Source organism: Agrobacterium fabrum str. C58 (assembly GCF_000092025.1).
Classification (GTDB): domain Bacteria; phylum Pseudomonadota; class Alphaproteobacteria; order Rhizobiales; family Rhizobiaceae; genus Agrobacterium; species Agrobacterium fabrum.
Genome location: NC_003063.2, coordinates 840,648 through 864,466 on the forward strand (window position 1 = coordinate 840,648; position 23,819 = coordinate 864,466).

The window sequence follows — 23,819 nt, forward strand, 5'->3', positions numbered from 1 at the left end:
ATCTACCTTATCGCACTCACGATCCCACGAACAATATAATCGATTAAACTCGCGTTGACTTTCTTTGGCGGCCACGCCAAGAAGTGTGTTCATTATAACCATGGAATCCGGATGGAAGCTGTGACTCAGTCATCTCTCGCTCTTCCTCGCCACTTCAGGCATATCGCCCGTCTTTTCTCCGCAGCGGCATTGTTTCTGACCCCGTTCATTATCGTGGAGTCCGCGCATGCGGATTTCCGCGTGTGCAACAGCACGCAGAATCTTGTCGGGGTCGCAATCGGCTACCGCGCACAGGATGGCTGGGTCAGCGAAGGCTGGTGGCAGGTTCCCTCCTCGACCTGCGCAACGCTGATCGAGGGTGAGCTGCAGTCACGTTATTATTATCTTTATGCCGAAGATGCCGCCCATGGCGGCCGCTGGACCGGTGACGTCAACATGTGCGTGGCGGAAAACGAGTTCAAGATCAACGGCGTGGACGATTGTTTTGCCCGCAGCTTCCAGAGAATGGGTTTCAAGGAATATGACACGGGCAGACAGGGCAGCTGGATGGTCCAGCTTTCCGATACGCCAGGCACACAGGGAAATCAAAACTGATGAAGCGTAACCGCAAAGTCAAAATTCTTGCAACTCTCGGCCCGGCCTCTTCCGAAGAGGCCATGATCGAAAAGCTGCATCTTGCTGGCGCTGATCTTTTCCGGATCAACATGAGCCATGCGAGCCACGACGTGATGCGGACGCTCATTCAGCGTATCCGCTCTGTCGAAAGCCGCAACGGCCGTCCCATCGGCATTCTGGCCGACCTGCAGGGTCCCAAGCTGCGCGTCGGAAAATTCGCCGAGACGAAGGTCGATCTGGTTCCGGGCCAGACCTTCACGCTTGATAACAACGACACCCCCGGCGACAACACCCGCGTTTTCCTGCCGCATCCTGAAATTCTCGAGGCGGTCAAGCCCGGCCACCGTCTGCTGATCGATGACGGCAAGCTGCATCTGCGCGCTGAAAAGAGCGACGGCAAGAGCATCGTCACCACGGTCGTTTCCGGCACCCGGATTTCCGACCGCAAGGGCATCAGCCTGCCCGACACCCTGCTCGGCGTCGGCGTTCTGACCGACAAGGACCGCGTCGACCTCGATGCCGTTCTCGAGACCAACGAAGTGGACTGGGTTGCTCTTTCCTTCGTTCAGCGCCCTGAAGACCTGGCAGAAGTGCGCAAGATTTCCCGCGGCCGCGTTGGCCTGATGTCCAAGATCGAAAAGCCGCAGGCTGTTGAACGCATCGAGGAAATCATCGAGCTTTCCGATGCATTGATGGTTGCGCGCGGCGATCTTGGCGTGGAAATGCCGTTGGAAGCCGTTCCGGGCATCCAGAAGCAGCTGACCCGTGCCTGCCGGCGCGCCGGCAAACCCGTCGTCGTTGCCACCCAGATGCTGGAATCGATGATAACGGCACCGGTTCCGACCCGCGCGGAAGTATCGGACGTTGCAACGGCCGTATTCGAAGGCGCCGACGCCATCATGCTCTCGGCTGAGTCCGCTTCCGGCGATTATCCGATCGAAGCCGTATCGACCATGGCGTCTATCGCCAGCACGGTGGAACAGGACCCCTATTATTCCAACATCATCTACGCGCAGCGTCCGCAGCCGGAAGCAACCGGTGCCGACGCCATTTCGCTTGCCGCCCGCCAGATCGCTGAAACGCTGAAGCTTGCGGCGATCGTCACCTATACGTCCTCGGGCACGACCGGCCTGCGCGCCGCGCGCGAGCGGCCGCAGGTGCCGATCATTGCACTGTCACCGATCATCCAGACCGCACGCCGCCTGTCGGTCGTCTGGGGCCTGCACTGCGTCGTCACCGGCGATGCCAGCGATCTGGACGACATGGTGAACCGCGCTTGTCGCATCGTTGTTTCCGAAGGTTTCGGCAAGCCCGGTGATCGCATCATCATTTCCGCCGGCGTGCCGCTCGGCACCCCCGGCGCAACCAACATGGTGCGCATCGCCTATATCGGCTCGGACGGCCAGAGCGGCGTCTGATAGACAAATATCAAGCAACAAAAAACCCGCCGTCACCGGCGGGTTTTTTGTTGGCCTTTCGGCCGTCTGATAAAACTGGCTCAGTGCATCTTCACCGGCGTGCTGAAGCGGCTGGATTCGATCGCCACGGCACCCGGTTTGAAGCTCGCCGAGGTCGCCGAAGCCGACATCTCCTTGCTGAGCATACGGTTGGCGACAACGCGTGGCGCCTTTACCGAGCGTCCGGTCGTGCCCTTGTTCTGGTTGAGCGCCCAATCCGAAATAAGATCCTGCGTCAGGCGTCCACCGCCGACCATGGCCTGCTCGGAAACAACCGCATCCTGCTTGCTAGGGCGCGAACCCTTGGTTGGAAGGCCGGCGCTGAGGCCACCATTGATGGCGGGCTTCAGATCGAAAGCATCCCCAAAACCAGGCTGCGGCGCGGCCTTGGCCGTTTCGGCTGGCGCGACGGTAACCTTGTGGTTGACGGCAGCCGGGAATGGTGCCGCCGTCGGCATGGCCGCGGACTGGACCTGCGACCGGGCAGCCTGACCGCTCTGTTCGAGAGCCGCAACCACGGTCGGCGAAAGCGTATCCTGCTGCGCCTCGGCCAGATCGTCTTCGCCTTCCTGATCAGTGTTTGCCGCCGCCAGCAGGGCTTCTGCCACGGCCGGACGATTGGCCGGAACCGGGATAGAAGCGAGTTCGCCGGTAGCAGCCGGTGTCGCACCATCGGCGGAAGCCGTTAGGATTGATCCTTCCGCATCACCCTTCATGCCGCGCGGGCCGAGAAGGGTGGGCACGGGCACCGAAACCTCAGCCAGATCGGCAAATTGCTGGCGCTCAGCCGGAGCTGACGTCGGCGTCGGCATGGTCGCCGCCTGTAGCGCATCCTGCGCGGCATTGCGGGCCGGAGAATAGAGCGCGGTCGCAAGGCCGGCATTGGCAGGCGGCTGGTTGCCGAATGCTGGACGAGCCGTCGGCAGCGGCGCATCGTTCACGCCTGGAAGGGCCTGCGCCGAAGCAACAGCGATGGTGGGTTCAGGCTCGGGAGCCGCCTGCTGCGGAGCCGGGCGAGCGACAGCCGGGCGCTCTGCGGGCTCCGGCGCTGCGATGCTATCGGGATCTTCATCCTCGTCACCACCACCAAAGAGGGCCTGCAACAGGGTCTTACGCTTGCCGCCACCACCGGAGGAAGCAGGGCCGGAGCCGGCGCTGGAAGCAACCTGAATTGAGGAAGAGCTAACGCGCTTCTTGTAATCGGCGAGCGCCTGCTCGTAACCGGGCAGCGGCTTACCGTCAGAGGGCACATGCAGTGTATTGCCCTTCGGGAAGATGCGCACGAGTTCCTGACGGCTCATGCGTGGCCAGGCGCGAACGCCGCCGACATCCATATGCACGAAGGGAGAACCGGAGGTCGGATAAAAGCCGACGCCGCCGATCTGCATCTGCATGCCGATTTCACGCAGGGTGGCGAGCTTTACGCCGGGGATGTAAAAATCCATGGCCTTGCCGAGCATATGCTGGCTTTTTTCCGCGACACCCTTGGTGCGCGTGCGCAGCAGGCCATTGGTCTCAGGCGATCGGAAGGCCGAAACGACATTGATGTAATCGGTTGCGCCGCTGCGGCGATAGACTTCCCAGACAAGATCGAAAAGTCGCGGGTCCATCCGCGTCGGCTGGTTGCGGCGCCAGTCACGCAGGAAACGGTTCAGTTCCTGCAGGCCCTTCTGGTCGTATTTGCCATTGCGCTTGAAGGTGATGACCGCCTTCTCGCGTGTATGGATGTAATACAGTTTGAGGCTGCGCGTCTCGGCGGCGGCTTCCGTCGCCGAAACACCTACGAAAGGCATAGCGGCGAGCATCAGGCAGGCAAAGGTGACAGCGCGTGCCGACAGCTTCGTGCATATATCCTTGATCAAGCCGCGCGCGATCTTTGTCGAAAGCGCGTTATTCCGATGCAGATATGGCAATTCGATCCCCGCCTGGAAGACAATTTCTGTCACATTGCCTCAAATGAACGTCAAATACGGTGACACGATGGCAAAATTACCACACACATGCAACCTTCCTCTACATAGTGAATCAGCCACTAACAAGAGGTTTATAGACGGTAAGCGGATATCCTTGCTCAGAAGTTAACGAATTTCACGATCTGCCCTGGAATAAACGGTTTGGACTCTCATGCGACGTCTCGAAGCGGATCATCCGGATCGATGCCATAATCTTTCAGCTTGCGATAAAGCGTAGAGCGGCCGATGCCGAGCTTTCTCGCGACCTGGCTCATCTGGCCGCGATAAAAACGCAGGGCGAAACGGATGAGCTCCTCCTCGATCTCTGCCAGTTTCCGGATATTGCCCGAATCGTCCGTGCTGGAGATCAGGTTTCCGCCACGATAGATCGTGGTGGAGATATCCGACGGCTCCTCGATAACAGCATGGCTTTCGGCAGCCGGCGGCGGTGAATAGGCCGCAAGCTTCAACGACGATCCGGATGGTGAGCGGATAATATCGTCCCCATCATCACCGTTCGAAAATTCCGGCAGCTGCAGCGCGATCTGCGGAAAATCGGAATCCGACAGTTCCGAACCCTGCGACAGAACCACGGCACGGAAAACGGCGTTTTCCAACTGGCGGATATTGCCGGGCCAGTCATAGGCCGTCAGCAGCGCCAGCGCACTGGCATCGAGGCCGACGGGATTGGGCAGTTTCTGCTCCGCCGAAAAGCGTTCGGCGAAAACCCGCGCCAGATGGGGAATATCTTCCTTGCGCCGGCGCAGCGCCGGAATGGTGATCGGGAAGACGTTGAGGCGATAATAGAGGTCCTCGCGGAAGCGGCCTTCCTTCACCTCTTCGATAAGGTTCTTGTTGGTGGCCGAAATCAGCCGCACATTGACCTTCTGCACCCGCGCGGAGCCGACGGTTTCGATTTCGCCCTGCTGCACGGCGCGCAGCAGCTTCACCTGTACGTCGAGCGGCAGATCACCGATTTCATCGAGGAACAGCGTGCCGCCATCCGCCTCCATGAATTTGCCGACATGTTTTTCCGTCGCACCCGTGAAGGCGCCCTTCTCGTGGCCAAAGAGGATGCTTTCCACGAGATTATGGGGAATGGCACCGCAATTGACTGTTATGAACGGCTTGTTCGCCCGGTCGCCGCCTGACTGGATGGCGCGGGCGACCATTTCCTTGCCGACACCGGATTCGCCTTCCAGCACCACGGGAATGCTGGACTGGGCGGCGCGCTGCGCCAGTTCGATGACCCTCAGCATTGCGGGGCTTGCGGAAACGATATCGGTAAAATTCACTGCATTGCTCCGTCCGCGCCTGCCCGTGCGGGCCTTTGCCTCTTTCCTGTCGAGCTTGAGCGCATTGGAGATGGCGGCGCCGATCCTTTCCGGCGAAACCGGCTTCACGACGAAATCAAAAGCGCCGGCGCGCATGGCCTGCACAACGGTGTCGATGCCGCCCTGTCCGGTTTGTACGATGACCGGAACATCCGTGCCGAGTTCGCCTACAGCTTTCAGAAAGGCAAGCCCGTCCATTTCCGGCATCATCAGATCGAGGACAATGACGTTGATCTCGCCACTATATTGCTTGAGCAATTCCAGCCCCGCCCTGCCGTTTTCGGCAAGCAAGGCCAGATGCCCATAACGTTCCACCGCATTTTTGAGCAGGCGGCGCTGGACGGGATCATCGTCTATCACGAGAACATGCGCGGTCATTTTTAGCTCCGGTTTCCGGTTTATGGACCTGCTTCATGCGGTCCCTTATGCCGCACTTTGGCACGGGAGATTTGAACATCCAGTTTTGAGAATTGCTTGCATTTTATCCATTGCCGCGGGAAACAGGGTCCCCATATGCTTTGAAAGCATAACCAGAAGGATACGTCCGATGACCCTCCACCGCCCCGCTCCGCACCCCGTATTCTCGCTTGCCGAAACCTCCGGCCCGGTGCTCGGCGATCTGCCGGGCTGGAAACTCTCGGATCTCTATCCGTCTGGGGATTCACCGGAATATAAGCGCGATCTCGAAAAGGCAGCTTCGATGGCAGCAGCTTTCGAGGCAAAATGGAAGGACAAGCTCGAATCCGCCGCAAAGGCCAAAGGCGAAGACGGTATCGGCGCGGCGCTGAAGGACTATGAAGCGCTGGACGACCTTATCGGCCGCATCGGCTCCTTTGCCGGCCTTACTTATTTTTCCGATACGTCAAACCCGGCAAATGGCAAGCTATACGGTGATGCTCAGGCGAAACTGACGGAGATTTCCGCGCACCTGCTGTTCTTCACGCTGGAACTCAACCGCATCGACGATGCCGTGATGGATGCCTGCATGGCGAACGATGCCGCAGCGGGCCACTACCGTCCCTGGCTGGTAGACCTGCGCAAGGACAAGCCGCACCAGCTCGACGATCAGCTCGAGCAGCTGTTTCTTGAAAAATCGATGACCAGCGCGGCAGCCTTCAACCGCCTGTTCGACGAAACGATGGCCGACCTGCGTTTCGACATTGATGGCGCAAGCCTTTCGCTGGAAGTGACGCTCAATATGCTGCAGGAGCCGGAGCCGGAAACCCGCAGGAAGGCGGCGGAAGCGTTGAGCGCCACCTTCAAGGACAATCTGCGGGTCTTCACCCTCATCACCAATACGCTTGCCAAGGACAAGGATATTTCCGACCGTTGGCGCAACTTCGAGGATATTGCCGACAGCCGTCATCTGGCCAATCGTGTCGAGCGCGACGTGGTCGATGCCTTGGCTGCGGCTGTCAAAAAGGCCTATCCGCGCCTTTCGCATCGTTATTATGCCATGAAGGCGAAATGGCTCGGCATGGAGCAGATGAATTATTGGGACCGCAACGCGCCGCTTCCCGATACGTCGAATACGATCATCCCCTGGGATGAAGCGAAGGATACCGTGCTTTCCGCTTATGGCAATTTCGCCCCTGAAATGGCCGATATCGCCCGCAGATTCTTCGACGAAGAGTGGATCGACGCGCCTGCCCGCCCCGGCAAGGCGCCCGGCGCCTTCGCCCATCCGACCGTGCCCTCAGCTCATCCTTACGTGCTCGTCAACTATCTCGGCAAACCGCGCGACGTGATGACGCTTGCCCATGAGCTTGGCCATGGCGTGCACCAGGTGCTGGCCGGCCAACAGGGGGCGCTGATGTGCGCAACTCCGCTGACGCTTGCCGAGACCGCTTCCGTCTTCGGCGAAATGCTGACCTTCCGCAAGCTGCTCGACGACACGAAAGATATCCGGGAACGCAAAGCAATGCTCGCCCGCAAGGTCGAGGACATGATCAATACGGTCGTGCGCCAGATCGCATTTTACGAATTCGAGCGCAAACTGCACACCGCCCGCAAAGAGGGCGAGCTTACCTCGGAGCAGATCGGCGAATTGTGGCTCTCCGTTCAGGCCGAAAGCCTCGGCCCGGCCATCCGGATTTCGGAGGGTTACGAGACATGGTGGACATACATCCCCCATTTCATCCATTCGCCCTTTTATGTTTACGCCTATGCCTTCGGCGATTGCCTGGTGAACTCGCTCTATGCGGTTTACCAGAAGGCCGAAGCGGGTTTTCAGGAGAAATATTTCGAGCTTCTGAAAGCCGGCGGCACCAAGCACCATTCGGAGCTTCTGAAACCCTTTGGCCTCGATGCGACCGATCCTTCCTTCTGGGACAAGGGCCTTTCGATGATCGAAGGACTGATCGACGAGTTGGAAGAGCTGGACAGGAAACAGGCTTAATCTCTTCGACCGGCAAAGCTAACCTATTTCGGACAAGCTTTGCCGGTTGATATTGCCAGCGGAGAGACCGGTAAACCTTCCAGGCGACGAGCACAGGCCATGAAACGCAAACCCGCAGATCTGACCCTGAGGGAAACCCTGCGATGGGAGCCGCAAACCGGCTTTCAGCGCATCGACCAGCATATGCGCCGGCTATTGCGCTCCGCCGATGCGCTGGGTTTTCGCGCGCCCGTCAATGCGGTTCAGGTGCTGGAAAAGCAGGTGGGCGGTGAAAAGCCGCTCTGCGTCAGGCTGGTCATGAACTACAAGGGCGAGCTGGATATCGAAACGGTCGAATTCCGTCCGTTGCCTGAAAATGCCGTCTGGCGCGTCCGCATTGCCAGACAGACAACACTCGATTCCGCCGATACCTTCTATCGCCACAAGTCGTCTCGCCGGGAGCCCTATGATGCCGCTCGCGCCGAATTTTCAGCCGAGGAGGCAGACGAGGTGTTGCTGCTCAACGAACGCGGCGAATTGTGCGAGGGATCGTCGACCAGCATTTTCGTCGAAATGCCTGAAGGGCCGATGCTGACACCGCCGCTCGACAGCGGCATTCTGCCGGGTGTGCTGCGCGCCGACCTAATCCGCGAACGCCGGGCACGCGGGCAGGCGCTGAAGCCGGAGGATATTGCCGGTCGGAAAATCTTCGTCGGCAATTCGCTGGAGGGATTGATTGCAGCGGAACTGATTTAAACCGTGACCGCCAGAAGCCGGTCGCGGCCTTTTTCCTTGGCCGCATAAAGCGCCTGATCGGCGCGCATGAAAACATCGTCGGCGTTTTCCATCATCCGAAAAACGGTCATGCCGGCCGAGCAGCTGTAGGAGAAATCCGGGAACTCCGAGAGCGGTCTGGAAAGGCGTACCTTCTGCAGCAGCCGCTCGACGATCTCCCGGCCCTCGGCGATCGAACTGCGCGGCAGGATGAGCATGAATTCTTCTCCGCCGATCCTGCCGAAACAATCCACCCGCCGGATGACGGAATGGGCGATGCCGACAAAATCGCGCAGCACCGCATCCCCACATTTGTGGCCGAAGCGATCGTTGATCTGCTTGAAAAAATCGATGTCGAGCGTGCAAAGGCAAAAGGGCGCTTCAAGCCCCTTGGAAACCTGTTCCACCTGTAAGGCAAGCTTGGCGAAAACGAAGCGACGGTTCGCCGTACCCGTCAATTCATCCGTCTGCGAGGCGCGCACTGCCAGATCGCGGTCCTGCCGCAGCGTCCTGTAACCCTGACGCAATTCGGTAACATCGCTTGCGACGCAGAGCATCCAGCCATCCTGCTGCACCGTTTCCGTCATCCAGAACCAGCGACCGTCGTAAAGGTCCATCTCGAAGGCACGATAGGGCAGCTTGCCACGCCGGGACTGTGCCGAGAGCAGCCATCCCTCGAAATCATTGTTGCGGATGACGACACCGGTGCGCAGCCGGTGGTTCAGCCGCATGATGTCTGCCCAGGTCGGAAAATCACCATCGGCAAGTTGAAAGCTTTCCCGAAACGACGGATTGGCATGGCGCAGCCGGTCGTTGGAATCGTAAAGGGCGATAAGAACGGGGGTGGCGCTCTGAAGCGCTGCGACACGCTCTAAAAGATCATTCAACAGGTAGCTCCCCTGCGATGGCTAAAAATTTCCCTGTCGTCATGCGGCCCTAGCCCCCGAGCCTTTGGACGCCTGCACGAAAATCAGGGCTTAATTATAAACGCACTCTCTAAAATGCGAAGGGGCAGAATATGGTGGAAAGAATGTGTAGACCCATCTCGGCGTCATTACCGTCATATGTCCGTCATCCACCTGCCCTTTATTGTGGCACGCTTTTATGATCTAGCTTACTTATTGGCTGAAAAAGGAAAATTGACGAATGACGGACGCAAACTACCCGATTTATGGCGATATCGACGGCCCCATCATCATGATTGGCTTCGGCTCCATCGGGCGCGGCACTCTTCCGTTGATCGAGCGTCATTTCAATTTCGACAGAACCCGGCTCGTCGTCATCGATCCGCGCGAGGACATCGCTGCGTTTCTCGCGGAGAGAAATATCCGTCACGTCCAGACACATCTGACCAAGGAGAACTATAAGGACGTTCTCAAGCCGCTTCTCAAAGGCGTGCAGGGTAAGGGCTTCTGCGTCAATCTTTCGGTCGATGCCGCCTCGGTCGATCTGATGCGGATCTGCCGCAAACATGGCATGCTCTACATCGACACCGTCGTGGAGCCATGGCCCGGCTTCTATTTCGACGCCGACGCCGACAATCGTGCCAGAACCAATTATTCGCTGCGCGAGACCATGCTGAAGGAAAGGGCACGCAAGCCCGGCGGCACGACCGCGGTTTCCACCTGTGGCGCCAATCCCGGCATGGTGTCCTGGTTCGTGAAGCAGGCACTCGTTAATCTCGCAAAGGATACCGGCCTCGACATCGAGGAACCGCAGTCGCACGACCGGGAAGGCTGGGCAAAGCTGATGCAGCAGCTTGGCGTCAAGGGTGTGCATGTGGCCGAGCGCGACACCCAGCGGGCGAAAGAGCCGAAACCTTTCGGCGCTTTCTGGAACACCTGGTCCGTGGAGGGTTTTATCGCCGAAGGTTTTCAACCGGCCGAACTCGGCTGGGGAACACATGAAAACTGGATGCCGAAAAACGCGAAAAAGCAGAAAAAGGGAAGCAAGGCGGCGATCTATCTCGACCAGCCCGGCGCCAATACGCGGGTGCGCACATGGTGCCCGGGGCTTGGAGCGCAATATGGATTTCTCGTCACCCACAATGAAGCGATCTCGATTTCGGACTACTTCACCGTCCGCAACGATGATGGCGACGTGACCTATCGGCCCACCTGCCACTATGCCTACCACCCCTGCAACGACGCCATTCTGTCCCTGCACGAACTTTTCGGCAATGGCGGCAACCCGCAGCCGATCCAGCATGTGCTTGGCGAAGACGAACTCGTTGACGGCGCAGACGAGTTGGGCGTTCTGCTCTATGGCCATGACAGGAATGCCTATTGGTACGGTTCGCGGCTGAGCCTCGAGGAGGCGCGGTCGCTTGCCCCCAGTCAGAATGCCACCGGATTGCAGGTCAGTTCGGCAGTTCTGGCCGGCATGGCCTGGGCGATCGAAAACCCTGAGGCCGGCATCGTCGAGGCGGATGAGATGGATTATCGCCGTTGCCTCGAAGTGCAGCGCCCCTATCTTGGCCCGGTAGAGGGGCATTACACCGACTGGACACCGCTTGACGGCCGGCCGGGACTGTTCCCCGACAATATCGACATGTCCGATCCCTGGCAGTTCCGCAACATCTTGGTGCGCTGACGGATCGGCGTCTCATATTTGCCACGCCGGGGCTTTCCTGAACAATATCAGGAACCGGGGAGAGCGAACAACGTTGCCTTGAAATAAAGAACGCTTCACGGCATGGTCGAAGCATAGAAGGTTTCATCGAATCGCAGGAGAACAGGCTCATGAACTTCAAGACAAGCGCTGCATTGCTTAGTGCCGCCATCGCGGTGTCTTCATGCGTCGCACCGGGACCCTCGCAGCAGACCTCGATGGCGCCTTCGCTTTCCCGCGGACCGGCTGTCGACGGCCGCTGGATCGACCGCAACGGCATCATATCGACCTTCCAGAACGGAGCCTTCTCCACCCGTTCGACCGACACCAACACGCTTCTGGCCTCGGGCACCTATGTGACGATCTCGCCGACGCTTTATGAAATCAACATGACCTCGCTGGTGCGCAACACACAGTCGCGTGTCAACTGCGCGCTCGTCTCCCCGTCACAATTGAACTGCACGACGGACGCGAACAGCCAGTTCTCGCTCACGCGTCAAGGCTGATAACCTCGCCTTTTCAATGAGATGACCTTCTGAAACGCGCGCCTCCGGCGTGCGTTTTTCTTTATTGCGCAACTGTCATATTTCGCTTGCGGCGACTGCCGCTAAATGGAAACATCCCGTTTTGAAAGACTGACATGATTTTGGATTAGAGAATGAGCACGGCCGGCGGATGATCAACCGGCCCGGGCTTCCGCTTTGAACAGGAGAGAGGGACCATGAAGAAAATATTGGGACTGGGTATGCTGAGCGTTTCGGCGATCACGCTTTCGGCCGGAGCGGCTCTTGCCGATTACGAGCTCAACATTCTTCACATCAACGATTTTCACTCCCGTATTGAATCGATCAACAAATTCGATTCGACTTGCTCAGCGGAAGAGGAAGGCAAAAACGAGTGCTTCGGCGGCGCCGCGCGCCTGCTGACCGCAATCAACCAGACGCGTGACGCGCTGAAGGCAGGCGGGAAAAATGTTCTCCTGCTCAATGCCGGCGACAATTTCCAGGGCTCGCTGTTCTACACCACCTACAAGGGGACGGTGGAAGCGGAAGTGCTGAACGCCATGAAGTTCGACGCCATGACTGTCGGCAACCACGAGTTCGACGATAGCGAAGACGGTCTCGCCGGCTTCCTTGACAAGGTGCAGTTCCCCGTCGTAACCGCCAATGTGGTGGCCACCGCCGCCTCGAAAATCGGCGACCGCGTCAAGCCCTCCATCGTGCTTGAAGTCGGCGGCCAGAAAATCGGCATCGTCGGCGCCGTCGCCAACGACACGGCGGAACTGGCAACACCCGGTCCCAATATCACCATCGCAGAAGATGTCGCCAAGATCGGCGAACAGGTGCAGAAGCTGAAGCAGGACGGCGTCAACAAGATCATCGCGCTCACCCATGTCGGTTATCCGCGTGACCTCGAATTCATTGCCAAAATCCCTGATGTCGACGTCGTGGTCGGCGGCCACTCGCATACGCTGCTGTCCAATACCGACCAGAAGGCCGAAGGCCCCTACCCGACGCTCGTTGACAATCCCGGCGGCTATAAGGTTCCGGTGGTTCAGGCCGGTCAGTACAGCAAATATCTCGGTGACCTCAAAGTGGTCTTCGACGACAATGGCGTGGTCAAGGAAAGCAAGGGCGACCCCATCCTGATCGACTCCACCTTCAAACCTGACGAAGCCACGCTGAAGCGCATCGATGAGCTGAAGGCACCGATCGAGGCGTTGAAATCCAAGGTCGTCGGCACCTCGGAAGGTCCGATCGAAGGCGACCGCAAGGTTTGCCGCGTGAAAGAATGCTCCATGGGCAATCTGGTGGCCGATGCGACACTGGCGCGCGTCAAGGATCAGGGCGTCACCATCGCTTTTGCAAACAGCGGCGGCCTGCGCTCCTCCATCGATGGCGGCGACGTCTCGATGGGTGAAGTGCTCACGGTTCTGCCGTTCCAGAACACCGTTGCGACCTTTCAGCTCAAGGGCGAGGATATTCGCGCCGCCCTCGAAAATGGCGTCAGCCAGATCGATGATGTCGCGGGCCGCTTCATGCAGGTTTCCGGCATGAAATACTCCTTCGACCGTTCCAAGCCGGCCGGCAGCCGCATCGTTTCGGTCGACGTCAAGGAAGGCGACGGCTTCGTGCCCCTCGATCCCACAAAGACCTATACTGTCGCAGCCAATAATTACGTGCGCACCGGTGGTGATGGCTTCAAGGTCTTTGCGACCAACGCCATCAACGCCTATGACTTCGGCCCCAATCTCGAAGACGCAGTTGCGGCCTATATCACCGCCAACAGCCCCTACAAGCCCTATACCGACGGCCGCATCAGCGAAGTGACGCCTGCCGGTTATGTCGCTCCGGCGAAGCCCGCGGCACCCGCGCCTGCCCCAGCTGCCGCTCCGGCGCCTGCAGCGCCAGCCGCCACCGCACCGGCTGCAACGGCGCCGGCATCCCCGGCACCTGCTGCGGCCGCTGCCGCCGTTAGCAAATATGTCGTCGAAAAAGGCGATTCGCTCTGGAAGATCGCTGCCGAGAAATATGGCGACGGTGCTCTCTGGCACAAAATTGCCAAGGCAAACACACTGAAGCAGCCGAACCACATCGAGATCGGCGAAGAGCTGGAACTGCCGGCTCAATAAGCCGGACGGGAACGGACAGGGCAATTTGCCGCACACATAACACCGGCTCCGGACAACGGGGCCGGTTTCTTATTTTCCCTATGAAAACAGACATCTGCAGATCAAATTTTGCCAAAAGACAGCCTGCGGCTGCGCCGGCCCCGGAAATAGCCTCCGCCGGTGGTTTAATCCTGAAGAATTTCGTCTAGAACACGATGAACAAACTATCGGCCTATGCGTATAGACCGGGCATTTCCGGCCAAGCCGCGTCACGGTTTGTGTTTAGGCGCTAACAGAAGATGGAGTGTTCAGGCCTTTATCCGAGGCGAAACCGCTCCTCACATAACCAGTCCGAGTTTCAGGTGTCATTCATGGCGACAGAACTATCCGCACTCCCCGCAAACCATCCCCGCGTAACTTTTGGCAAGGTCGGCGTCCTGCTCGTCAATCTCGGCACGCCTGACGGCACGGATTATTGGCCGATGCGCCGTTATCTGGCGGAGTTTCTAAGCGACAAGCGCGTGATCGAATGGTCTCGTCTCTACTGGTATCCGATCCTCTACGGCATCGTCCTCAACAAGCGTCCGCAGAAGGTCGGCAAGGCCTATGAGGAAATCTGGAACCACGAGCGCAACGAAAGCTATCTGCGCACCTATACCCGCAGCCAGGGCGAGCTGATGGCTGCGGCGCTGAAGGACTTTCCGAATGTCGTGGTCGACTGGGCGATGCGTTACGGGCAGCCTTCCATCGCATCCAGGATCGATGCCCTGAAGGAACAGGGTTGCGAAAAAATCTTGCTCTTCCCGCTTTATCCGCAATATGCCGCCTCGACCACGGCAACCGTGAACGACAAGGCTTTCGAGCATCTGATGAAGCTGCGCTGGCAACCGGCCATCCGCACCGTGCCGCCCTATCATGACGATCCGGCCTATATCGAGGGGCTCGCCGCCTCCGTGAAAAACCATCTGGCGACGCTGGACTGGGAGCCGGAAATGCTGATCACCTCCTTCCACGGCATTCCGCAATCCTATTTCAAAAAGGGTGATCCCTATTATTGCCATTGCCAGAAAACCGCCCGCCTGCTGCGGGAGGCTCTGGGGCGGACCGAGAAGAATTTCATGATCACCTTCCAGTCCCGCTTCGGGCCGGAAGAATGGCTGCAGCCCTATACCGACAAGACCGTGGAGAAGCTGGCCTCGGAGGGCATCAAGCGCATTGCCGTCATGAATCCCGGCTTCGTATCGGATTGTCTTGAGACGCTGGAAGAAATCGCCGGTGAAGCCGGGGAGATTTTCCTGCATAATGGCGGAGAGAAATTTACCCATATCCCCTGTCTGAATGACAGCACCGAAGGCATGAACGTTCTCGAAAAGGTTGTAAGACGGGAGTTGCAAGGCTGGGTGTAATCTTGCCATAAGGTTGTTGGGATAAATCCCGGACGTTCTGATCCTAGGAGGAAAGTGATGATTGCATTGGGCGGTTTTGACATCGTCGTCATAGCGGCGGTTGTTCTGGTTATTCTGGTGCTGTTTGCCGGCATCAAGACCGTGCCGCAGGGGCATCGTTACACGGTTGAACGCTTCGGACGCTATACCCGCACGCTCGAACCCGGCCTGAACCTCATCATACCGTTCTTCGAAAGCATCGGCTCGAAAATGAACGTGATGGAGCAGGTGCTCCACATCCCGACGCAGGAAGTCATTACCCGCGACAATGCCAGTGTTTCGGCCGATGCCGTCACCTTCTATCAGGTATTGAACGCCGCACAGGCCGCCTACCAGATTTCCAATCTGCAAATGGCGATCGAAAACCTCACCATGACAAACATCCGCTCGGTGATGGGTTCGATGGATCTCGATGAGCTGCTGTCGAACCGCGATGCCATCAACGATCGCCTTCTGCGCGTGGTCGACGAGGCCGTGGGACCCTGGGGCATCAAGGTCACCCGCATCGAAATCAAGGATATCGCGCCGCCAAAGGACCTCGTCGATTCCATGGCGCGGCAGATGAAGGCGGAGCGCGAAAAACGCGCACAGGTGCTGGAAGCAGAGGGCGCCCGCAACGCCCAGATTCTGCGCGCGGAAGGTGCAAAACAATCCGCCATTCTGGAAGCAGAAGGCCAGCGCGAGGCGGCGTTCCGCGATGCCGAGGCACGCGAACGTCTTGCCGAGGCCGAAGCCAACGCCACCCGCATGGTTTCGGAAGCCATTGCCGCCGGCAATGTCCACGCCATCAACTATTTCGTCGCACAGAAATACACCGAAGCGCTCGCCGAGATCGGCACGGCCAAGAATTCCAAGATCGTGTTGATGCCGATGGAAGCCTCGGCGCTGATCGGCTCCCTCGGTGGCATCGGCACGATTGCGAGAGAAGTGTTCGGCGACAAGGGCGATACTCCGAGCGCGCCTGCCCCCTCCACCTCGTCCCGCTCCGTGCCGCCGACCCGGGCTTCCGGCCAGAGCATCAACGTTACCATCCCGGGTAATCCCTTCGGCTCTTCATCGGAGAAGTAACGATGTTGCAACGGCTTGCCACTGAGCTGGGACCCTGGAGCTGGTGGATCGTCGGCTTCGTGCTGCTGGCCGCCGAACTCATCGCGCCCGGCGTCTTCCTGATATGGATCGGGCTTGCCGCACTTGTCATCGGCGTGGTTTCGCTGTTTTTCTGGGAAGCGGCATTCTGGGCGTGGCAATTGCAGCTGGTGCTGTTTGCCGCACTTTCCGTGGTGTTCGCCCTGCTCGGCCGGAGATATTTCGGCCGAAACCACGCGACAAGCGACGAGCCCTTCCTGAACCAGCGCGAAGCAAGCCTTGTCGGCCGCACCGCAACTCTGCAGGAACCAATCGTCGAGGGTCGAGGTCGGATAAGGCTGGATGATACCTGGTGGCCGGTGAATGGCGAAGACCTGCCGGCCGGAACCCGCGTCAGGATTGCCTCGGCACGCGGGCGCACGCTGACAATCGAACCGATAGATCGGTAAGCCAGGGGCCGCGCGGTGGCGGTGGCGCCGCATTTCCAGACAGAAGCCTGAAGTCCAGTTTCCGCGGAATGGCTTAAGCGACACCGATTCTCAGGAGATCGTGGAAATGCACCAGCCCGATCGGCCGGTTGTCGTCATCAACGACGATCAGCGCGCCGATGTGGAATTTTTCCAGCGTCGCCAGCGCACTGGTCGCCAGCACCGACTTTTTGACGGTTTTCGGGCTGCGGGTCATGATGTCGTCGACCACCAGCTCGGCGAGGTTGCGCGACAGGTTGCGTGCCATGTCGCCCTCGGTGACGATGCCGCACAGACGGCCATCCTCGTCCAGAATGCCAACGCAGCCGAAGTGCTTGCGCGAGAGAACGCCCACCGCCTCGGGCATGGCCGTTCCCTTGTTGACCAGCGGCACACGATCACCCGTATGCATGATATCGCTGACCAGCGTCAGGCTCGCACCCAGCTTGCCGCCGGGGTGGAACACCTTGAAGTCACCAGCGGTGAAATTGCGCGCCTCAAGAAGCGCGACCGCAAGGGCATCGCCCAGCGCCAACTGCATCAATGTGGAAGTGGTGGGTGCAAGGCCCAGAGGGCAGGCTTCCTGTTCATTGGGCACCAGAAGCACGATATCTGAGGCCCGTGCGAGCGATGAATTTTCCGAACAGGTGAGTGCGATTAGCGGAATGGAGAAACGGCGGGAATAATTGATGATGCTGCGCAATTCAGCACTTTCACCACCCTTTGAAATAGCCAGCACCACATCATCGCCGCCTATCATGCCCAGATCGCCGTGATTTGCCTCCGCCGCGTGCACAAAAAAGGCAGGCGTTCCGGTAGAGGCGAAGGTGGCGGCAAGCTTTGCGCCTATGTGGCCGCTTTTTCCAACCCCGGTAATGATGAGACGGCCATTCGACTGGCCGATGGTCTCGATCGCCTTGCAGAAAGGCTCTGAAAGGCCGTTTCTCAGGGCATCCTCAAGGGCGGCAAGGCCAGCCCGCTCCATCGAAATCGTCCGCACGGCGGATTCGATGGCATTGTCTTCGACCAGTTTGACAGCGCGCGTAATCATGGCCGACTGTTACTCTTTCAGCCGGAATAAGTCCACTCTCCCGCCATTCAGCCCTGTTTTTAATGACGCAGATCGGGCGGGGAAATCTCTTCCATCGTTCCAAGCCGCTTGAAGGGGATGTTTTCTTCATCGACCAGATATCGCCCGAGTGTCCTTACCCATAAGATGGAACCATCACTACGGCGCACGGCATATTCCTGGTCGTAAAAGCTCGCGGCCTTCAGGGTGAGCAGCGCCGTCTCGATCACACGGTTTCGATGATCGATATCCACTTTTTCAAGCATCTGAAAAATACTGATGCCCTGCATCGCCTGTTTCAGCGAAATCCCGAAGAATTCCGCGCATATTTCATCGAGATAGAAGCGGTCATTGGTAATATCCCAACAATAAAAACCGACTTTCCGGATGTTCAAAACGCGATTCATGAAACGATGCTGTCACATAAAATAAAATTCAATACGATTTGTTGAACGATTTACGGTCGCTCTTTGCAAGCATAGGACAATTCCGTGCCAAATTGAAACGTATTAATCTTCGCATATTAGAAATATTTTGCGGTTACGGCGGGTCCGCACGGCAATCCGCATCGGTGCAATTCTGGGCGCCAGTTCGCTCGGCAGGCGCAGCTGAATTTTCACCCACGCCCCAACGCCGAAATCCCCGCCGATCTTTATCAACTGTTAACCATAAAAAACCTATTGTTAAAGCGATGTTAAAACTTGCGTCGGCTGTCTGGTCCCTGGTTTCTTCACGTCATTTCATCAGCCTGCCAATCATCGGGTCTGAAGAGATGCCTTGGTGGACTTTCGATCCGGCATCGGCCAAACTCGCCGGGTGAAAAGGAATGAAAGTGAAGGGCACCGCCACACGTCTGCCGACGTCGCGGAAAGCAGCAACCCTGCTGCTTGCCTGCACGATTTTTTACCCTCACGAAAGCGCCTTTGCGCAGACTGCAGCGACAGCCACACCAATGGTGCCGGGCGCCGCTTCCGCTGCTGACGGATCGGTTTCAACCACCCCGGCGACGGGCGGCGCAGTGGGCACAGGCACAGCGCCGGCCACACCCGCTCCCGCTCCGCAACTCTGGCGCCCCTCCAGCAATCCCGGCGACCCGATCTACGAACAGCCGGACGAAGCCGGCCAACCCTCTGCCGAGGCTGAGAACCCCTATGAGCCGACAATGGACGGCGGGGAAAATCCGCGGATAGCAACCGAACCCGGACAGACATCAGGCATCCGGCTCGGCACATTCGTGCTCAGGCCTTCGATCAGCCAGACGGTAAATACGGAAAAACAGACGAATACGGGCGGCCCCTCCCGGCGCAATTATTTGACGACGGGCATACGCGGTACGCTCACCAGCGACTGGTCCCGGCACGCACTGACGGTGACGGGCGATGGCGCCTGGGAGAGAAACTTCGGCGGCAACAAGAATGGCGAAGAACCCCGGGCAAATATTGAGGCCAATCTGCGCCTCGATCTCGGTGCGCAAACGACCGCCAATCTCAAGGCGGGTTATGAATTCAGCCGTGAAGGCACCACGGACCCCAATGCTCTGACCGGCGCTGCCGTGCAGGGTGGTGAGCACCGCTTCACCGCCGGCGCATCGATAGAGCGGGATTTCGGCAAGCTGCGCGGGCTTGCAGCGCTCGATCTCTCACGCACCGTCTATACGGATGCAAAGGGCCTCGATGGCCGACCGATCAGCCTCAGCGATCGCGACCAGAACGGAGCGAACCTGCGCGGACGCATCGGTTATGAACTGTCGCCTGCTTTGATCCCCTTCCTCGAACTGAATGTGGGGACAACCAAATATGACAGCCGCCTCGACAATTCGGGCTATGCCCGCTCCTCCAATGCCTATGGAGCGAAGGTCGGCGCAGAAGTCGATCTCGGCGAAAAGACCCGCGGCGAGGCTGCAATCGGCTATCTGCGCAAGGAATATGACGATGATCGCCTGGCCGCAATCGGCGCCTTGACGCTGGATGGCAAACTCAACTGGGCTCCCCAGCGTGGCACGAATGTCAATCTCGGGCTGCGCACGACGATAGAGGACTTTGCCGGCGGTCCGCAGGGCGGCTGGATTTCCTATCGCCTGGATGCCGGCCTGACCCATGAATTGCGCAACAACCTGGTCGCGCGCCTAACGGGGCAGATCGTGCACCGCACATTCCCCTCCTCCAATACAGAGGACGCCGTGGAATATACGGCAGGCGCCGGCCTGACCTGGGGGCTGAACCGTTATCTCGACCTGACCGCAGATGTCAGCTACCAATGGACCCCGGTTTATGACAGCAATGAATTGCGTGTCGGCGCGGGACTTGTCCTGAAACGATAATGAGCCCCAAAACAAAAATCCCGGCGCGAAGGCCGGGATTTCCTTGTGTATTCCGGTCGATTATTTCAGACCCTCGATCAAAGCCTTGATCGGCTCCTCGATCGCCGGACGGATATCGCCGCGCTCCAGTGCGAAAGCGACGTTTGCCAGGATGAAACCATCCTTGGCGCCGCAATCGAAGGTCTGCCCACGGAAATGATAGCCGGAGAATTCTTGCGACTTGGCGAGCGTCAGCATGCCATCCGTCAACTGGATTTCGTTACCGGCGCCGCGTTCCTGATTTTCGAGAATATCGAAAATTTCCGGCTGCAGGATATAACGACCGTTGATGTAGAAATTCGACGGCGCCGTACCCTTGGCTGGCTTTTCGACCATTTCGGTAATCTTGAAGCCTTCGCCGACGGCATTTCCCACGCCAACAATGCCATATTTATGCGTCTGGTCGGGAGCGCATTCCTGCACCGCGATGACGTTGCCCTGGGTCTGGTCGTAAAGTTCGACCATGCCCTTCAGGCAGCTTTTTTGCGAATGCATGATCATGTCGGGCAAAAGCACGGCAAAAGGCTCATCGCCGACGATATCACGCGCACACCAAACCGCATGGCCGAGACCGAGCGGCACCTGCTGGCGCGTGAAGCTTGCCGTGCCCGCCTTGGGCAGAAGGCCGGCCAGCAATGTCAGCTCGGCATTCTTGTTGCGCTCGCGCAGCATCTGTTCAAGTTCAAATTGAATATCAAAATAATCTTCGATCACTGCCTTGCCGCGGCCGGTGACAAATACAAAATGCTCGATACCCGCTTCCGCCGCCTCATCGACAACGTACTGAATGACCGGCTTGTCGACGACGGTGAGCATTTCTTTCGGAACTGCCTTGGTGGCGGGCAGGAAACGTGTACCGAGACCTGCGACCGGAAATACGGCCTTCCGAATTTTCTTCTGTTCTACCACATATCCCTCCTGAGAGATAAAACTTGATCACAATCCCCGCACACTGTTGTTATTTCAAAAATAACAACGTTTTGTAAAGGGTGACGCTACCATCTATTAATGGTAAAGAATTTGTTGACATTCTTTTGTTATCCATGATGACGCCCGATGCGTTTTCGCAATCGAAATGATATTCGAGAGAACGAAAGACTGACGATGACAAAGACCCTTTCAAATGTCCGCAAATTCGGTTGCATGATGTTTGCAGGCTTGGCGATCTCGCTTTCCCCCGTCTCGGCCCGGGCCGATCAGGGGTTCAAGCAGTGGATCAACCAGTTCTACGCAACAGCCGCCAAAGAAGGCATTAGCAAGGCGACCTACCAGAAGGCCTTTGCCGGTGTCAGCGAGCCGGATCCGGACGCGCTGCGCAAGGCGACCTTCCAGCCGGAATTCACCACTCAGATCTGGGATTATGTCGATTCCCGCGTCAATCCTTATACGGTGCGGATCGGTCGCGAAATGAAGATGAAACATGCGACGACGCTCAACTGGATCGAGCGCAACTTCAACGTCGACAAACACATCATTCTTGCCATCTGGTCGATGGAATCCAATTACGGCGCGGTTCTTGAAAAGCCGGAGCGACTGCACAACATTCCGCAGGCGCTGGCGACACTCGCCTATTCCGATCCCAAACGCGCCAAATTCGCGCGCACGCAGCTGATCGCCGCGCTCAAGATTTTACAGTCCGGCGATGTCACCCCCAAACAGCTGACGGGCTCCTGGGCCGGCGCGATGGGCCACACCCAGTTCATTCCCACGAGCTACCTGCTCTATGCGGTCGATGCTGACGGCAATGGCAAGCGCGACATCTGGCATTCCGTTCCGGACGCCCTGGCGACGGCCGCCAATCTTCTGGCCAAGAACGGCTGGGAACCCGGCCGGACCTGGGGTTACGAAACCGCCGTGCCACGTGGCGGCGCCCGTTACGAAGGGCAGACAAAGTCCATTGCGGAATGGTCGAAGCTCGGCTTCACCCGCCCCAACGGCAAGACTTTCACCCGCGGTTCCGATCGCGCCATGCTGAAACTGCAGGGCGGCGCAAACGGCCCTGGTTTCCTGATGATGAAGAACTTCTTCACGATCAAGAAATACAACGCCTCCGACAGCTACGCCCTGGCCGTTGGTCTGCTCGCGGATGAGATCGCCGGTTATGGCGGCATGCAGCAGAAATGGCCGCGCCCCGACGGTACGCTGGATATTCGCGAAAAATTCGAGCTCCAGACGCGTATGAAGGAACTCGGTTATTACGATGGCGAGATCGATGGCAATTTCGGTTCCGGTTCGAAAGCTGCCATCAGCGCCATCCAGTCCCGCATGGGCATGCAAAATGACGGCGAGCCGTCGCAGCGATTGCTGAGAGCCCTGCGCAATTGATAATGTGCCGGCGAATTCGGCGACGTCACGGACGCCGCCGATGCATCCGGAAAGGTTGATGTGATGAGTAGGAAACCTGAGGCGAGAAACGGAAAGACGGGTTGGCGTTTCTGCGCCATCGTTCTCTCCGCTGTCCTCTGTGTGCCGCTCGTTCCTTCAGAAACCTTCGCACAGGAGCAGCGGCGCACCCTTTTCGAAATGCTGTTTGGCAAGCCGGTGGGCCGCGATGGTAGTTCCGGCCGGGAATATCAGCCCCGCAGCCGCCGGGATTTTCCGGCTGCGCCGCGGGAAAGATCGGTCACCCGCCCACAGCCCACAAGAAAAGCCCCCTCGGTGGTTCAGATGCGAACCGCAAAACCGGAACCTGCCGCCAAGCTTGAAAATGCGAGACGCGTTCTGGTCATCGGTGATTTCCTGGCCGGCGGCATGGGGGAAGAGCTGGTCAATGCATTTGCCAGCTCGCCGGCGATCACCGTCGATGTGCGTGCCAACGGTTCTTCCGGCCTCGTGCGCAAGGATTATTACGACTGGTTCGCCAATCTGCCGCAATTCATAAGCGAGACCAATCCGGCCACCATCGTCATCATGATGGGGTCGAACGATCGCCAGCAGATGCAGATCGGTGATGTCAGGGAAAAATTCGGCACGGAAGTCTGGTTCAAGGAATATGAACGGCGGATCGACGAGCTTTTGACCCTTGCCGGTCGCCCGAAGGTGCCGGTGCTTTGGGTTGGCGTACCCGCCTTCCAGTCGCCTTCGCTTTCGGCCGATCTCGTCGGCTTCAATCGGCTCTATCGCAGCCATGTCGAAAAATATGGCGGTGAATTTGTGGATGTATGGGACGGTTTTGTCGATGAGGCCGGAAAATTCGTCATTACCGGCTACGACATGAACGGCCAACAGGCCCGTCTGCGTGAGGCCGATGGCATCGGAATGACGCAGGCCGGCAAACGCAAGCTCGCCTTCTACGTCGAGAAATTCGTGCGCAGGCACCTCGATAGCGCGGGGCCCGATCTGGTGAAACTGGACGGCAGTAATCTGCCCGCCCTCACCTCCCTGCCGGCGCTCGGCATTGACGCAGGTCTGGTTCGCACCCAGCCGATCAGCCTAACCGATCCCAATCTCGATGGTGGCGACAAGCTTCTGGGCGATGCCCCCCTTGCGGCCGGACCGACACGCGTATCGGTGGTGGAATCGCCTCGCGAGAGGCTGACCAAGCGGGGAGAAATGTCTGATGCGCCGGCAGGGCGTATCGACGACTATCGTCTGGTGCCGGATACCGCACAGGCAAAACAATAGGCGCTGTCCCTGCGTTTCAGTAGCCCCGCTGGGGCGTAA

General features: G+C 58.5%; 20 protein-coding genes. 14 read left to right on the forward strand and 6 right to left on the reverse strand.

All coding sequences use genetic code 11. The annotated features are described in order from the left end of the window. Window positions 1–162: 162 nt before the first annotated feature. Both ATU_RS17485 and pyk read left to right on the forward strand, forming a co-directional pair. The gene (locus ATU_RS17485; protein WP_370363072.1) at window positions 163–594 is read left to right on the forward strand and encodes a DUF1036 domain-containing protein; all 432 of its coding nucleotides are present in this window, start codon (window positions 163–165) and stop codon (window positions 592–594) included. Further along, the gene (gene pyk, locus ATU_RS17490) at window positions 594–2,033 is read left to right on the forward strand and encodes a pyruvate kinase (RefSeq protein WP_006314675.1); all 1,440 of its coding nucleotides are present in this window, start codon (window positions 594–596) and stop codon (window positions 2,031–2,033) included. Before ATU_RS17485 ends, pyk begins: the two co-directional genes overlap by 1 nt. A gap of 80 nt (window positions 2,034–2,113) precedes the next feature. Here pyk and ATU_RS17495 read toward each other — a convergent pair whose 3' ends face one another. After that, on the reverse strand, window positions 2,114–4,018 hold the full coding sequence (locus ATU_RS17495; protein WP_035258136.1) for a peptidoglycan L,D-endopeptidase MepK: 1,905 nt from the start codon (window positions 4,016–4,018) through the stop codon (window positions 2,114–2,116). Between the two features lie 176 nt (window positions 4,019–4,194). Next, entirely contained in the window at window positions 4,195–5,736 is a 1,542-nt protein-coding gene (locus tag ATU_RS17500) for a sigma-54-dependent transcriptional regulator (RefSeq protein ID WP_006313458.1), read from the reverse strand. Window positions 5,737–5,905: 169 nt separating this feature from the next. Between ATU_RS17500 and ATU_RS17505 the strand changes: the two genes are divergently transcribed. Then, window positions 5,906–7,756, forward strand: coding sequence for a M3 family oligoendopeptidase (locus ATU_RS17505; protein WP_010973304.1), 1,851 nt, complete (start codon window positions 5,906–5,908; stop codon window positions 7,754–7,756). 99 nt (window positions 7,757–7,855) lie between these two features. Then, window positions 7,856–8,491: an aminotransferase class IV family protein gene (locus ATU_RS17510; protein ID WP_010973305.1), complete on the forward strand. Its 636-nt coding sequence runs from the start codon at window positions 7,856–7,858 to the stop codon at window positions 8,489–8,491. Here ATU_RS17510 and ATU_RS17515 read toward each other — a convergent pair. Beyond that, complete coding sequence (locus ATU_RS17515; RefSeq protein WP_006313455.1) at window positions 8,488–9,396, reverse strand: GGDEF domain-containing protein; 909 nt, start codon at window positions 9,394–9,396, stop codon at window positions 8,488–8,490. The two genes, ATU_RS17510 and ATU_RS17515, sit on opposite strands and share 4 nt — an antisense overlap. A gap of 259 nt (window positions 9,397–9,655) precedes the next feature. On the opposite strand from ATU_RS17515, the gene ATU_RS17520 reads away from it, so the two are divergent. From ATU_RS17520 to ATU_RS17545, 6 genes are all read left to right on the forward strand, one after another. Then, complete coding sequence (locus tag ATU_RS17520) at window positions 9,656–11,101, forward strand: homospermidine synthase (RefSeq protein ID WP_010973306.1); 1,446 nt, start codon at window positions 9,656–9,658, stop codon at window positions 11,099–11,101. A gap of 149 nt (window positions 11,102–11,250) precedes the next feature. After that, a complete protein-coding gene (omp10, locus tag ATU_RS17525) occupies window positions 11,251–11,625 on the forward strand; it encodes an outer membrane lipoprotein Omp10 (RefSeq protein WP_006313453.1) in 375 nt (124 codons plus the stop codon). A 215-nt stretch (window positions 11,626–11,840) separates the two neighbouring features. Continuing rightward, a complete protein-coding gene (locus tag ATU_RS17530; protein ID WP_010973307.1) occupies window positions 11,841–13,751 on the forward strand; it encodes a 5'-nucleotidase C-terminal domain-containing protein in 1,911 nt (636 codons plus the stop codon). Window positions 13,752–14,101: 350 nt separating this feature from the next. Further along, window positions 14,102–15,136, forward strand: a complete 1,035-nt coding sequence (hemH, locus tag ATU_RS17535) for a ferrochelatase (protein WP_010973308.1) — start codon at window positions 14,102–14,104, stop codon at window positions 15,134–15,136. A gap of 57 nt (window positions 15,137–15,193) precedes the next feature. Next, window positions 15,194–16,243 carry an SPFH domain-containing protein gene (locus ATU_RS17540; protein WP_010973309.1) on the forward strand — a complete coding sequence of 350 codons (1,050 nt, stop codon included), beginning with the start codon at window positions 15,194–15,196 and terminating at the stop codon, window positions 16,241–16,243. A 2-nt stretch (window positions 16,244–16,245) separates the two neighbouring features. Next, the gene (locus ATU_RS17545) at window positions 16,246–16,710 is read left to right on the forward strand and encodes an NfeD family protein (protein ID WP_006313449.1); all 465 of its coding nucleotides are present in this window, start codon (window positions 16,246–16,248) and stop codon (window positions 16,708–16,710) included. A 73-nt stretch (window positions 16,711–16,783) separates the two neighbouring features. Here the strand turns inward: ATU_RS17545 and ATU_RS17550 are convergent, their stop codons facing one another. Together ATU_RS17550 and ATU_RS17555 are read right to left on the reverse strand one after the other, a co-directional pair. Then, window positions 16,784–17,779 (reverse strand): KpsF/GutQ family sugar-phosphate isomerase, encoded by a 996-nt coding sequence (locus ATU_RS17550; RefSeq protein ID WP_010973310.1) that lies wholly within the window; start codon window positions 17,777–17,779, stop codon window positions 16,784–16,786. Window positions 17,780–17,838: 59 nt separating this feature from the next. Further along, window positions 17,839–18,204, reverse strand: a complete 366-nt coding sequence (locus tag ATU_RS17555) for a PAS domain-containing protein (RefSeq protein WP_010973311.1) — start codon at window positions 18,202–18,204, stop codon at window positions 17,839–17,841. Between the two features lie 92 nt (window positions 18,205–18,296). Between ATU_RS17555 and ATU_RS17560 the strand changes: the two genes are divergently transcribed. Together ATU_RS17560 and uppP are read left to right on the forward strand one after the other, a co-directional pair. Then, window positions 18,297–18,617, forward strand: a complete 321-nt coding sequence (locus ATU_RS17560) for a hypothetical protein (RefSeq protein ID WP_162520656.1) — start codon at window positions 18,297–18,299, stop codon at window positions 18,615–18,617. Between the two features lie 6 nt (window positions 18,618–18,623). Continuing rightward, on the forward strand, window positions 18,624–20,117 hold the full coding sequence (gene uppP, locus ATU_RS17565; RefSeq protein WP_010973313.1) for a polysaccharide biosynthesis protein UppP: 1,494 nt from the start codon (window positions 18,624–18,626) through the stop codon (window positions 20,115–20,117). 60 nt (window positions 20,118–20,177) lie between these two features. Here uppP and galU read toward each other — a convergent pair whose 3' ends face one another. Next, a complete protein-coding gene (gene galU / locus ATU_RS17570) occupies window positions 20,178–21,065 on the reverse strand; it encodes a UTP--glucose-1-phosphate uridylyltransferase GalU (RefSeq protein WP_006313444.1) in 888 nt (295 codons plus the stop codon). Between the two features lie 195 nt (window positions 21,066–21,260). Between galU and ATU_RS17575 the strand changes: the two genes are divergently transcribed. Together ATU_RS17575 and ATU_RS17580 are read left to right on the forward strand one after the other, a co-directional pair. After that, a complete protein-coding gene (locus ATU_RS17575) occupies window positions 21,261–22,481 on the forward strand; it encodes a lytic murein transglycosylase (RefSeq protein WP_010973314.1) in 1,221 nt (406 codons plus the stop codon). A 63-nt stretch (window positions 22,482–22,544) separates the two neighbouring features. Beyond that, window positions 22,545–23,780, forward strand: coding sequence for an SGNH/GDSL hydrolase family protein (locus tag ATU_RS17580; protein WP_010973315.1), 1,236 nt, complete (start codon window positions 22,545–22,547; stop codon window positions 23,778–23,780). Window positions 23,781–23,819: the final 39 nt, after the last annotated feature.

What these genes read in the sequence shown, in the direction of transcription:
- ATU_RS17555 (WP_010973311.1), bottom strand. Translation starts at nt 18,204, where the DNA reads ATGAATCGCGTTTTGAACATCCGGAAAGTCGGTTTTTATTGTTGGGAT.
- ATU_RS17540 (WP_010973309.1), top strand. Translation starts at nt 15,194, where the DNA reads ATGATTGCATTGGGCGGTTTTGACATCGTCGTCATAGCGGCGGTTGTT.
- uppP (WP_010973313.1), top strand. Translation starts at nt 18,624, where the DNA reads ATGAAAGTGAAGGGCACCGCCACACGTCTGCCGACGTCGCGGAAAGCA.
- ATU_RS17530 (WP_010973307.1), top strand. Translation starts at nt 11,841, where the DNA reads ATGAAGAAAATATTGGGACTGGGTATGCTGAGCGTTTCGGCGATCACG.
- pyk (WP_006314675.1), top strand. Translation starts at nt 594, where the DNA reads ATGAAGCGTAACCGCAAAGTCAAAATTCTTGCAACTCTCGGCCCGGCC.
- ATU_RS17550 (WP_010973310.1), bottom strand. Translation starts at nt 17,779, where the DNA reads ATGATTACGCGCGCTGTCAAACTGGTCGAAGACAATGCCATCGAATCC.
- ATU_RS17500 (WP_006313458.1), bottom strand. Translation starts at nt 5,736, where the DNA reads ATGACCGCGCATGTTCTCGTGATAGACGATGATCCCGTCCAGCGCCGC.
- ATU_RS17505 (WP_010973304.1), top strand. Translation starts at nt 5,906, where the DNA reads ATGACCCTCCACCGCCCCGCTCCGCACCCCGTATTCTCGCTTGCCGAA.
- hemH (WP_010973308.1), top strand. Translation starts at nt 14,102, where the DNA reads ATGGCGACAGAACTATCCGCACTCCCCGCAAACCATCCCCGCGTAACT.
- ATU_RS17575 (WP_010973314.1), top strand. Translation starts at nt 21,261, where the DNA reads ATGACAAAGACCCTTTCAAATGTCCGCAAATTCGGTTGCATGATGTTT.
- omp10 (WP_006313453.1), top strand. Translation starts at nt 11,251, where the DNA reads ATGAACTTCAAGACAAGCGCTGCATTGCTTAGTGCCGCCATCGCGGTG.
- ATU_RS17510 (WP_010973305.1), top strand. Translation starts at nt 7,856, where the DNA reads ATGAAACGCAAACCCGCAGATCTGACCCTGAGGGAAACCCTGCGATGG.
- ATU_RS17545 (WP_006313449.1), top strand. Translation starts at nt 16,246, where the DNA reads ATGTTGCAACGGCTTGCCACTGAGCTGGGACCCTGGAGCTGGTGGATC.
- ATU_RS17580 (WP_010973315.1), top strand. Translation starts at nt 22,545, where the DNA reads ATGAGTAGGAAACCTGAGGCGAGAAACGGAAAGACGGGTTGGCGTTTC.
- ATU_RS17520 (WP_010973306.1), top strand. Translation starts at nt 9,656, where the DNA reads ATGACGGACGCAAACTACCCGATTTATGGCGATATCGACGGCCCCATC.